The sequence below is a fragment of the Coprococcus sp. RTP21428st1_C9_RTP21428_210409 genome (assembly GCF_040227395.1).
GTDB classification, from domain to species: domain Bacteria; phylum Bacillota; class Clostridia; order Lachnospirales; family Lachnospiraceae; genus Coprococcus; species Coprococcus aceti.
The window spans coordinates 20,205-32,770 of sequence record NZ_JBEHVV010000030.1; the positions used below are offsets into that span (position 1 = coordinate 20,205).

General features: G+C 45.4%; 8 protein-coding genes. 7 read left to right on the forward strand and 1 reads right to left on the reverse strand.

Annotation, left to right across the window (positions count from 1 at the left end):
- The first annotated feature begins 8 nt into the window (after positions 1 to 8).
- The 7 genes from ABUA34_RS07670 to ABUA34_RS07700 all read left to right on the forward strand — a co-directional run bounded on the left by ABUA34_RS07670 (position 9) and on the right by ABUA34_RS07700 (position 11,035).
- Complete coding sequence (locus ABUA34_RS07670; protein WP_349823109.1) at positions 9 to 5,189, forward strand: Ig-like domain-containing protein; 5,181 nt, start codon at positions 9 to 11, stop codon at positions 5,187 to 5,189.
- Positions 5,190 to 5,205: 16 nt separating this feature from the next.
- Positions 5,206 to 5,856 carry an HAD family hydrolase gene (locus ABUA34_RS07675; RefSeq protein ID WP_161171488.1) on the forward strand — a complete coding sequence of 217 codons (651 nt, stop codon included), beginning with the start codon at positions 5,206 to 5,208 and terminating at the stop codon, positions 5,854 to 5,856.
- A 95-nt stretch (positions 5,857 to 5,951) separates the two neighbouring features.
- Complete coding sequence (locus tag ABUA34_RS07680) at positions 5,952 to 6,293, forward strand: TIGR04086 family membrane protein (protein ID WP_242849692.1); 342 nt, start codon at positions 5,952 to 5,954, stop codon at positions 6,291 to 6,293.
- 72 nt (positions 6,294 to 6,365) lie between these two features.
- Positions 6,366 to 6,515 carry a six-cysteine ranthipeptide SCIFF gene (gene scfA, locus ABUA34_RS07685; protein ID WP_015534334.1) on the forward strand — a complete coding sequence of 50 codons (150 nt, stop codon included), beginning with the start codon at positions 6,366 to 6,368 and terminating at the stop codon, positions 6,513 to 6,515.
- Between the two features lie 146 nt (positions 6,516 to 6,661).
- Positions 6,662 to 8,026 carry a thioether cross-link-forming SCIFF peptide maturase gene (gene scfB / locus ABUA34_RS07690; protein ID WP_015534333.1) on the forward strand — a complete coding sequence of 455 codons (1,365 nt, stop codon included), beginning with the start codon at positions 6,662 to 6,664 and terminating at the stop codon, positions 8,024 to 8,026.
- A gap of 21 nt (positions 8,027 to 8,047) precedes the next feature.
- On the forward strand, positions 8,048 to 10,240 hold the full coding sequence (secD, locus tag ABUA34_RS07695; protein WP_349823110.1) for a protein translocase subunit SecD: 2,193 nt from the start codon (positions 8,048 to 8,050) through the stop codon (positions 10,238 to 10,240).
- A 51-nt stretch (positions 10,241 to 10,291) separates the two neighbouring features.
- Positions 10,292 to 11,035, forward strand: coding sequence for an HAD family hydrolase (locus ABUA34_RS07700; protein WP_055222425.1), 744 nt, complete (start codon positions 10,292 to 10,294; stop codon positions 11,033 to 11,035).
- Positions 11,036 to 11,203: 168 nt separating this feature from the next.
- On the opposite strand, the gene fucO is transcribed toward ABUA34_RS07700, so the two are convergent.
- Positions 11,204 to 12,352, reverse strand: coding sequence for a lactaldehyde reductase (gene fucO / locus ABUA34_RS07705; protein WP_015534330.1), 1,149 nt, complete (start codon positions 12,350 to 12,352; stop codon positions 11,204 to 11,206).
- Between the last annotated feature and the right edge of the window lie 214 nt (positions 12,353 to 12,566).

The following is a 12,566-nucleotide window of genomic DNA, read 5'->3' on the forward strand; positions in this document are numbered from 1 at the left end:
AGAGGGACATGAAAAAGGTTATGCAGAATAAATCACTTTTGCATCGACTGATCGCGCTTACGATGGCGGTAGTTATGACACTCACTCTTGTGGCGATCGATTCACATTTTCATTTGTTTGCGGAGGAGGAAGATACACAGACCATAGATGTAACGGCCATTGTAAAGGGCGATAAGGCGGATATGGTGTATGGCTTCAAGGATTTTGACAAGGCAATAAAGTTCAAGATCAAGTCCGACAAAGTTGACGGAATCGACAGCAGCAAGTTGGGAGTGGCTGTTTACAAAGGAGCTACAGCGGACGATAAGATCGCTACAGCCACAGATGCAGCAGGAAAGCTTGTCACATTTGATAATGTGTATGAGCTGAAGAATGACACAGCAGTACAGAAGATAGCTATTTACTATTATACAGGTACTGATGAGAGCGGTGATTTCGAGCTGCTTGGAACCATAAAGGTTGCCGTGGATAAGCAGGCACCTACAATATCGGTTGAGGCTGATGATAACTACAATCTTCACAACAAGGTGAGCGATGGCTATTATCTCCTGAACCTCACAAGCAGTGATGCCGACAGAACATTTGTGATAGACGCCAAGGATACCACAGATGCAGCAGAGGAAAATGCCACAGGAATAGACTATGTGGAGTATTCATCAGACAATGGAAAGACCTGGAGCAAGACTGAGAGCACATCCCAGTTTGTTGCACCTGATAAGAGTGGAACATACAAGTTCAGAGCGGTCGATGTTGCAGGAAACAAGTCAGAGGAGACCAGTGTTATCGTCAAGAAGCTCAACGAAGCTCCTGTCATAACAAGTGTTACCCCTGAGATCATACAGAAGAACGGAGTGGATTACAGATTCCCTCAGCTCAAGGTAGATGATGCTTATAAGTTCACTGTACAGGTGAAGAAGGTTACAGCCGGCAGTGATAACACTGAGATAGATGACGTGAGCCTGTACTACAAGCTTACGGGTGCAGCTTCAGCAGTGGAGTGCACAGGCAAAAAGGCTGTGTCCGGCGGATATGAATATGAATTCGAGATAAGTGCACAGTGGTTCAAGAAGGACAATGCAGACAATGCAAAGAAGCTTGTCATTTACGCCAAGGAGAACGAGTTTGGCAATAACTCAGTCGGCGCAGATGAGGATGGCGACATTGTATTTGTAAAGGAAGGAAAGCCTGAACTCACAGTTACAGGCGGTTCCACAAGCTATGTGAAATCCACAAAGCTGACAGTGAAGGCAACTGGAGAGTATTCTTACATAGACACCGTGTCATACAGCGTGGATGGCAAGAAGGAAACGATCCTTGAAAAAGGAAACAAGTTCACATACAGCAGCGATGTCCGTGTGAGCGGTGGAGATGTACAGGATTCAACAAAGTCAGACATATATCTGGCTGATGGAGAGCATACCATCACATTTGCGGCAAAGGACTTCGCCGGAATAGAGGGCAGGATAGAGACTGTAGTCAAGGTGGATAATACAACACCTGTTGTAAAGGTTACGGACAACGCCGGAACAGACAGGACAAACAATGATCAGCAGTACACAGTCACAGACGCAAAGGAAGCTGTTCTTAATATAAAGTACAGCGATGCCACATCAGGTGTTGCATCGGCGGTCGCTTCACTCAAGAAGGCAGATGCAAATGGATCATATACATCAGTCAAGAACTGGTATTCAACATCTACAGGTGACAATGGCCTGCAGAGCGGAAAAGAGATAAGCATAGATGGTTCAGGAAGTTATGTCCTGACAGTTGTGGTAACTGACGAGGCTGGAAATAAGACAGAGACGAACACATATGTGTATGTCAATGTGGATGGCCTTTCAGGAGAGAAGTTATCTGCGAACGGTACAGATGCTGACAACGGCGCTATATTCTGGAGAAATGATGATACTCTGACTGTAGAGGGTGCAGTATCAGGCTTCCAGCTTGCAGCAGATGACGCAAAGCTGGTGATCACCAGAACATCATTTGCAGGAAAGAAGGATAAGGCAGTTGAGGTAAAGGGTACAGTTGCCGCTGCATATGACAAGAATACGGTCAACATATCCTACGAGCTTCCAGATGAGGGTGTGTACGAGATCTCACTCATGGCGAGAATACACGATCCGAACAATGCTGACACGAAGTTCAAAGAAATACAGAGCATAAAGGTTTACTATGATAAGACTGCACCGGCAAATGTGAAGCTGGAGTGTGCAAACCAGAAATACAAATCAGGATCGACATTCTATTACAGATCAAAGAGTGACGTGAAGATCAAGGTCTCTGGTTCCGATAACGATGACAGCAATGGCAAGGTTACATATACAGTAGGCAGAAGCAGCACAGCCGGATCACAGGACATTACAGGAAGCATTAATGTATCAGGAAATGATATAGAAAAGACACTGGATGCAAAGGCCCTTGGCATAACAGATGAAAATACAGAGTACACGATGACTGTTAAGCTGAAGGACAGAGCAGGAAACGAGAGCAAGGCCAGTCAGGAGATACACCTGATAGTTGATACCGTCAAGCCATCAGTGTCAATAGATGGAACTGCCGGCGGAAAGCTGATAAATTACTGGAATAACAGCAATGTGACCATAACAGCAAGGGGAACTGACAATTACTTCGTGGAGAAGTTCGTTGTGACAGGAACACGCGATGGCAAGAGCATAAGCAAGTATGAGCTGGATGCGGATTACACTGCAAATGCAGCAAAGTCCACAACATTCAGAGAGCCTGGACTTTATAATATCACGATAGTTGCTGTCGATGAGGTTGGCAATGAGTCGGGTAAGGCAACAACTTCATTTGTAATAGATAAGAAGAGCCCTGAGATATCAGTTGTGTCCGGTGGAAGCAGCAGATTCCTTAACAGGAGCAGAACTATTACATTTGGCATAGAAGACGATTATGGAATGGATGCACAGAATGCGACGCTTAAGGTGTACTACAAGACCTACAGTGATTCAAACTGGTCAGAGACCACAGTTCCGTTCCAGACAGCAGATGGCAAGACCACTGCAGCATATAAGATGACAGCCAAGGGCGGCAAGGCAACTGTATATTATTTCACAGTTGAGGGAGCCGATAATTCCGGCAATGCACTGAAGCCGGCAGCAGACGAGGCGTTCGGTGTTCAGGAGGGCACAAGTGCTCTCAAGACAAAGAATTATTACGTCGACACCACAGAGCCACTTGTGTATGTGGACGATGATCCTGAGTACAGACTGGATAATAACAATTACTTCAAGACTTCAATATCATTCAGAGTTGGTGTGGAGGAACAGTTCAAGTCGCTTCAGAACACTATTATCACAGAGAATGATGGAAATGTAGCAGTGGATGAGAATCCGCAATACTTCTATATAAAGAGTAACGGCGGAACATGGGGCAAGAAGTACACATATGATAAGGAAGGTGAGTATGATCTCACCATGACCGTTACCGACAAGTGTGGAAATGAAGGAACAACAGGAACCCATTTCTACATAGACAAGCACAAGCCTGAGATACAGCTTGGAAATGTCAACACTATAAACAACAGAGATGTGACAGTCCCTGTAACACTTACAGATAACATGAGAGGTGGAAAGTACACCATTCATGTAGTCAGAACAAATGAGGGTGGATCTGTTGTAGAGAACAGAGATATCAGAAAGAATGTTACCTGGGGAACAAAGGGTGATGGAGTCAGCACAGTCAGAGAGGTACTCAGCGGTGTGACATTTGACGCCCAGGGCGATTACACAGTCACCGTGTCCGCAGAGGATAAGGCGGGCAACAAGGCTGTGACCAGAACAGTGAAGTTCAGAATCGATAAGACTGCACCGGTTATATCGATTTCAGGAATGAGCGACAGACAGACAACGGCGGTAAATGCAACCATCAGCATAGATGAGGCATTCTCATTTGCATATGAGAACAACAATCTTGCCGCAGATGCATTTAACGTGACAATAACCAGAAAGACGGACGGAACAGCGGCATCGAATATCGCTACGCTGGGAACAAGCAGCTTCTCAGGAAGCAATCCACATACCGCAACTTACAACTTTACAGAGGATGGCGAGTACACGATCACAGCAAATGCAAGAGATCTTGCAGGAAATGTGGCAGCCAGCCAGACCAAGACCTTCAAGGTTGACTCAAAGGCACCTGTTGTAAAGGTGAGCGCAGTGGATAAGGACAACAAGGAAGTAAAGAATTACGACCCAATAGGAAGTATGGATTCTTCCGCACCGAACTATGTTGATATGTCACTGAGCGTTCAGGAGTCATTCTTCTCGACAGATGATGTGAAGATAACCGTGAAGAAGGACAGCAAGGATGTGTCATCATCATACTTTACAAATTACAGCAATTCTTCAGAGTTCAGCACAGGAAGCCAGAGATTCTCTGAGGATGGTGTATACGAGGTGTCAATAACAGCGCAGGATGAACTGGGAAATAAGGCTGATGATTACAGCCTGGTATTCACAGTCGATAACACACCACCTGAGCTCAAGGCTACATCGACACTTGCCGGATTCATGAGCAAGAGCATTGCAAGCGATGACGGAACACTGCTTCTCAATGCATCAGATTTTGCTGATATACGAGACAAGGGCTACGAAGCACTGTGGGATGTAAGTGATACTTCAGACTTCTCGGTTGACGCCAAGATAGACGGAGTAAATCTTATCGATTTCTCAGATATGACAGACGGATATCACAAGATAACACTTACAGTAACTGACAAGGTTGGACACACGGCAACACAGGAATTTGATTATACGTATGATGGTACTGCACCACGAATCATCATAACAGGTGTTGAGGATGGAGAGACTCTCAGAGAGCCATTCAACATGACGATAGGTCTTGAGAATGAGGAAGACGAGATCACATCCATCGTTATAAATGGCAATACCATAGATCCTGCAAGCTATCAGGCAGATAACAAGTATGAGATGCAGGTAGATCAGTATGATACATACACGGTTGAGGTAACAGCCCAGGATAAGGCCGGTAATATAGCGACAACATATGACAGAGAGACCGGAGAGGTATTCACCTTCAAGCTCAGCGAAAAGATGTCACCGGTTGTGCTGATCATAATAATAATCGCAGCGATCCTGCTTCTTGCATTGCTTGCATTCATCATCATAGCTGGCAGAAGAAGAAAGAAAAACGCCGCTGCTTAATGTAGGAGAAAGTGCTATGTACAGGGCAGTTGTATTTGATATGGACGGCGTGTTGGTAGACACGGAGAAGATATACAGGAAGTGCTGGAAGGAAAACGGCATGAGCATAGGGATTCCTGAGGCACAGATGGAAAATGTATGTGACCGGGTGGCTGGAGGCAACAAGACCTCCAACGCCCGGGTGTTTAAGGAAATAATGGGCGAAGATTTTGATTATCTTGCGTTCAGACAGAGAACAATGGATCTGTTCGATGAACATGTGGAAAAGTATGGAATAGACATAAAGCCACATGTCGAGGACACGCTGAGATTCTTAAAAGAACACGGCGTGAAGATAGCACTTGCAACCTCCACTGCGAGGACGAGGGCGCAGCAGAGACTTGATAGCGTTGGAATAGCCGGATACTTCGATGAAAAGGTATGCGGAGACGAGATCACCCACGGAAAGCCGGAGCCTGATATATATCTTAAGGCCTGCGGGAAGCTGGGCGTAAACCCGGACGAAGCGGTGGCCGTTGAGGACTCTGTGAATGGTATCATATCTGCCAGCCGGGCAGGGCTATGTACGGTCATGGTGGTGGATCTGATAAAACCAAATGGTATCACGCGCGAGCGTGCATACAAAACCTTTTATGATATAGAAGATATATGCAGCCTGTTTGAGTAAACAGGCTGTATTTTTATTAATAAAATGAGGAGGAACATCATAATAATGTAAAGAGTAAAGAATATGGTGGTAGTATGTCTGCAAGTCAGAAATTTATGGGAGTTGTAAAGGGACTGATCCTGTCCTATCTGCTCACGATAATCATGCTGTTTATAACGGCGGTGGTCGTATACAAAGTGGGGATAAGCGATAAGGTGCTCGGTATACTGGTTGTTGTGATATACATAGTGGCCACATTTGCCGGGGGCTTTGTTACGGGCAGAAAAGTCAGGGAGAAGCGTTTCCTGTGGGGGATGGTGTATGGCCTGACTTACATATCGGTCGCATTGACCGTGTCGGTGCTGTTTACAGGTTCAGGCGACAGAGAGGGAATAGCAGTTATAACCAAGTGTATTATGTGCGTTGCAGGCGGGATGCTGGGGGCTATGCTCAGTTAAAAAAAACTTTTACTTTATATATCTTTGTGTTATAATCCCGGTATATGACATAAAAAGAGAGGTGTATCCAGAATGAAGAGAATTAAAACACTCACAAACAGGACTATGAAGAATACAATGGTCAAGGGTGGATGTGGCGAGTGCCAGACATCATGCCAGTCAGCTTGTAAGACATCATGCACAGTTGGTAATCAGAGCTGTGAGAATGTTAACAACAAGTAATTTGTAACAGGTTTGTATTTGATCAGCTAAAGGGGACCGTCGTTTATGATGACAGTCCTCTTTAGTGCGTGTATAAGGGTGCCGTGTGTGGCGCCTTGAATTAGAATTTCACGGATAGATCCGATGGAATATATTGAAGGAGAATTATGGTTCATCAGTACAAGAACAATGGTTATAATATAGTGCTTGATGTCTGTAGTGGTTCTGTACATGTCGTAGACGATCTTGTCTATGATATTATTTCTTTATATGAGGAGAATGATAAAGAGCAGATTATAAAGGCACTGTCACAGTATGACAGCGCAGATGTTTCCGAGGCTTATGACGAGGTAGCCCAACTGGTAGAGGACGGAACATTATTTACAGATGACGTATACAAAGATTATATTATAGATTTCAAGAAGAGAAAGACAGTTGTCAAGGCGTTGTGTCTGCATATCGCCCATGACTGTAACCTTGCCTGCAGATATTGCTTTGCCGGTGAGGGAGAATATAAGGGAGACAGGGCGCTTATGTCACTTGAGGTGGCAAAGAAATCCCTGGATTTTCTGGTTGCGAATTCCGGTTTAAGAAGAAATCTCGAGGTGGATTTCTTCGGCGGTGAGCCGCTTATGAACTGGGATGTAGTCAAGAAGACTGTGGAATACGGAAGAAGCCTTGAGGAGAAGTATGACAAGAAGTTCAGATTCACACTTACTACCAACGGAGTGCTTCTGAATGACGAGATCATGGAATTTGCCAACAGAGAGATGGCGAACGTGGTGCTCAGCATAGATGGAAGGAAGGAAGTCCACGACTACATGAGACCTACCAGGAATGGCAAGGGAAGTTATGATGTGATACTATCCAAGTTCCAGGAATTTGCCAAGAAGAGAGCAGGCAAGAGCTACTACGTAAGAGGTACTTACACTCATAACAATCTTGATTTCTCACAGGACGTGCTTCATATGGCGGATCTGGGATTTGACCAGATATCCGTTGAGCCTGTTGTATCACTTCCGGACGAGCCATATGCTATAAAGGAAGAGGATATACCGGTACTGCTTGAGCAGTACGATATCCTGGCTAAGGAGATGATCAAGAGACATAAGGAGGGAAGAGGCTTCAATTTCTTCCACTTCATGATAGATCTTGAGGGTGGACCTTGCGTAGCCAAGAGACTTTCCGGTTGTGGTTCAGGTACAGAGTACATGGCGGTCACTCCTTGGGGAGACCTTTATCCTTGCCATCAGTTTGTTGGTGAGGATGATTTCTGTATAGGAAATGTATTCGATGGAATCAAGAATCAGGATATAGTCAATGAATTCAAGCTGTGCAATGTATATGCCAAGGATAAGTGTAAGGACTGCTTTGCAAGATTCTATTGTAGCGGTGGCTGTGCGGCCAACTCATACAAGTTCCACGGCAATATACTTGATGCATATGACATAGGTTGTGAGCTTCAGAAGAAGCGTATAGAATGTGCAATCATGCTGAAGGCGGCTATGGCCGATGAGGCAGAAGAGGAATAAAAAGGGTAAAAGGAGAAGACGATGAAGAAAACAAAGAGAAATGCTGTGCTCGTCATCATAGCCTTTCTGCTTGTACTGGGTGTTGCTATATATACAGCGATATTCGGTGTTGCGGACAGAGGTAAAGTCGAGTACATCAAGCTTGGACTTGACCTTAAAGGCGGTCTGAGTGTAACTTACGAGATTCAGGAAGACGATTACAGTGACAAAGATCTCGAGGATACCAAGTATAAGATTGAGAAACGAGTTGAGGCATATACCAACGAGTACTCAGTATACGAGGATGGAGATAAGAAGATCACAGCAGAGATACCTGGAGTTACCAATGCGGATGAGATACTTGAGGCTTTGAATATTGAGGGAAAGCTTGAGTTCCTTGATCCTGACAACTACACAAAGTGGTCACAGGGACAGGAGTATGAGGCTGCTCTTACAGGAGATGACATCAAGAATGCCACAGCCGGAATTGACTCAGATAACGGCAATGACAATGTGGTACAGCTTGCATTCACCGATGAGGGAGCTCAGAAGTTCGCTGACGTTACCGCGGCAAATGTTGGGAATATAGTATACATTATATATGACAACAAGGTCGTAAGTGCACCAACAGTACAGTCAGCCATAACAGGCGGAAGCGCAGAAATCAACAAGATCGGAAGCTACGAGGAGGCCGAGCAGCTTGCTACTACTATCCGTATCGGTGCACTTCCTCTTACACTTAAGCAGGTTCGTTCCAATATAGTAGGTGCTACACTTGGATCAGATGCCATCAGCACAAGCCTTAAGGCAGGTGCGATCGGTATTGCACTTGTATTTCTTATCATGATCATAGTATTCAGGATCCCAGGTCTTGTGGCATCATTTGCTCTGGCATTCTACACAATACTTGATCTGCTGGTACTCAATCTGTTCAACGTAACACTGACACTTCCTGGTATAGCTGGTGTTATCCTGTCAGTAGGTATGGCGGTCGATGCCAACGTAATCATATTCACGCGTATCAAAGAGGAGCTGGCGGATGGCAAGTCCGTAAAGCAGGCTGTAAAGGGTGGTTTCCATAATGCCCTGTCAGCCATCATAGATGGTAACGTTACAACACTTATAGCAGCTCTTGTACTTGGAATATTCGGAACAGGTACTATCAAGGGATTTGCGATCACACTGGCTATCGGTGTTGTTCTCTCAGTATTCACAGCTCTGGCAGTCAGTCAGTCACTGCTCACAGCGCTTGTAAATCTCGGCGTTACAGATGCCAAGTATTTCGGCGTTGCAAGAGAGCCAAAGAAGACAAACTTCGTGAAGGCAGGTAAGTTCTGTATGCTCGGATCACTCATTGTGATCATCGCATGCTTCTGTATGATGCCTGTTAATAATAAGTCAAAGGGTTCACCACTTAACTTCAGTGTTGAGTTTGCAGGCGGTACAAGCCTTACAGTAGGTTTTGACAAAGAGTACTCACTTAGCGAGGCTGAGAAAGATATAGTTCCTGTCATTGCAGAGGCAGCCGGTATCGGTGAAGCGGGAATATCAGTACAGACAGTATCAGGTACAAATGAGATCGTGTTCAAGATGCCTGAGCTTTCAGATGACGGAACAGATGACTCACAGATGTCCAAGGTGCGCAGCGCACTCACAGACAAGCTTGGCGCAGATGTCAAGGAGGCAAACGTAATAAGTGGATCAGTCAGCAGCGAGATGTCCAAGAACGCTATATTCTCAGTCATCCTTGCAGCTATCCTGATGCTTATATACATTGCTATCAGATTCCATGATGTGAAGTTTGGTGCAAGTGCAGTTATCGCACTTCTCCACGATGTTGCGATGGTATTCTGTCTGTATATTATACTGAGACTTACAGTTGGTAACACATGTATCGCATGTCTGCTTACCATAGTGGGTTACTCGATCAATGCGACTATCATCATATTCGACCGTGTAAGAGAGAATATAGGTGTTATGAAGCCTAAGAAGGCCACATACAAGGATATAGTCAACCTGAGTATCAACCAGACCTTCAGCAGAACAATATATACATCACTCACAACATTTGTTACAATATTCGTTCTGTATATCATGGGAGTGGCATCCATCAAGGAGTTCGCTCTCACACTTATGGCTGGTGTAGTTATCGGTGCTTACTCTTCAGTATGTATCACAGGTCCACTCTGGTACTACATGAAGACAAAGCTTGGTAAGACAGAAAAAGATGCTTAATAGAATAAAGTGATCGGACGGATGTCAGATGACAGATGATAACAGGCTTCCATGGCAGAGATGCTGTGGAAGCCTGTTGTATTATTGGGAGATGGAAGAGATATGAATTGTAAAGCAGTGGTGTTTGATATGGATGGAGTCATCCTCGATTCAGAACAATTGGTTGTCAAGAGCTGGCAGAAGACAGCGGACAAATATGGCATAGAGGACATAGAGAGCTTCTGTATGGCTGCCCTTGGACTCAACCGTGAGGCGGCGAAGAAGCTGTTCGTGCAGATGTACAAAGGAAGATGTGGTGAAGGACAGGATACATTGGATGAGGAGAGATATGAGAGCCTCAAGGGTGAGATGGCGGCGGAATTCCACCGGGCAGCGGCAGAGGGAGAGCTTGTGCTGAAGCCGGGAGTTACGGACATGCTGAAGATGCTCAGGGATAATTGCATACCATGTGCCCTTGCCACATCCACCAGAAAAGAGGTAGTCACCATGGAGCTCATCAACCTCGGGGTGATAGATTACTTCGACAAGCTTGTATGTGGAGACATGGTAGATCGGAGCAAACCCGCACCGGATATATTCCTGAAGGCCTGTGAAGAGCTTGGAGTTGAGTCGGAGAGTGCATGGGCGGTGGAGGACTCATACAACGGAGTCAGAGCAGCATATGCGGCAGGGATGAAGATTGCCATGATCCCGGACCTCGTGCAGCCGGATGATGAGATGAGGGATAAGGCAGATTTTATATTTAAGAATATGAATGAGTTTCAAGAGTATATTCTTGAGTCCATCAGAGCATGACAGATGGATCCGACGAACAAAAAAAGAACTCCTGATGCAGAGAGAGCAAAATCTCTGTAACAGGAGTTCTTTTAGTTAGTTTTTAGGGGTTTAAGGGGACTGGTGAGGTCCCATATATAATATGTAAGTCCCGGCAAAGGACTGACATATTTTGATCTAATGGGTCAGTTAGATCAATGACTCGTAGAGCTTGGTGATATCCTCCACGCTAGTCTCCTTTGGATTGCCCGGACGACATGCGTCATCGTAGGCTGACTGTGCCAGGAATGGAATATCCTCTGGCTTTACAATGTCTTTAAGGTCTGTAGGAATGCCTACATCGATGGATAACTGGCGTACTGCGTCAACTGCAGCTTTTCTGTATTCTTCCTGGGTCATGTCGTCTACGCCCTTGACGCCCATGGCTCTTGCTATCTCACGATACTTTTCTCCTGTTGCTTCTGCATTGTATTCCATTACAGTAGGCAGGATAATCGCGTTGGCAACACCGTGAGGTGTGTCATACAGAGCTCCCAGTGGATGAGCCATGGAATGAACGATTCCAAGACCTACATTTGAGAAGCCCATGCCTGCAACATACTGGCCAAGAGCCATATCTGCACGGCCCTCAGGTGTATTGGCAACAGCCCCTCTGAGCGAACGGCTGATGATCTCGATTGCCTTGAGGTGGAACATGTCTGACAGCTCCCATGCGGCTGCGGTGATGTAACCCTCGATTGCGTGTGTCAGTGCATCCATACCTGTGGCTGCTGTGAGTCCCTTTGGCATGGAGCTCATCATCTCAGGATCGACAAATGCCACAACAGGAATGTCCTTAGGATCAACACATACCATCTTGCGGTTCTTCTCAACATCTGTGATGACGTAGTTGATAGTTACCTCTGCTGCGGTTCCGGCTGTAGTTGGAACTGCAAATATAGGAACTGATTTATTCTTTGTAGGTGCAACACCCTCCAGACTTCTGATGTCTGCAAAATCAGGGTTAGCAATAACAATGCCGATACCCTTGGCAGTGTCCATGGATGATCCGCCGCCTATGGCGATGATGTAATCTGCCTCAGCAGCCTTAAATGCGGCCACACCCTGCTGCACGTTCTCTATGGTAGGGTTTGGCTTGATGTTGGAATAGATCTCGTATGCAAGTCCTGCACCGTCCAGAACATCGGTGACCTTCTTGGTCACACCGAACTTGATCAGATCAGGATCTGAGCACACAAGAGCCTTGGCGAAGCCTCTGCCGACTGCCTCTGTGGCGATCTCAGCGATGGCACCCGCTCCGTGGTAAGAGGTTTCATTGAGTACGAATCTGTTTGCCATAAAAATATCTCCTCCTTTGCACTGCGCATTTGTGATAGAACTTCCAGATACTGCCATCAAAATGCACAAAAGATATATTAAAAATGTATATTTATTATAACATTTGTACAATAAAAAGCAAATAGACATAACAGGTGAAATGTCAACATTTACAGGCAAAATGGTGGCATTTACACTGGTAATACCATAATGCGTCTGCTAAAATATGTGGATG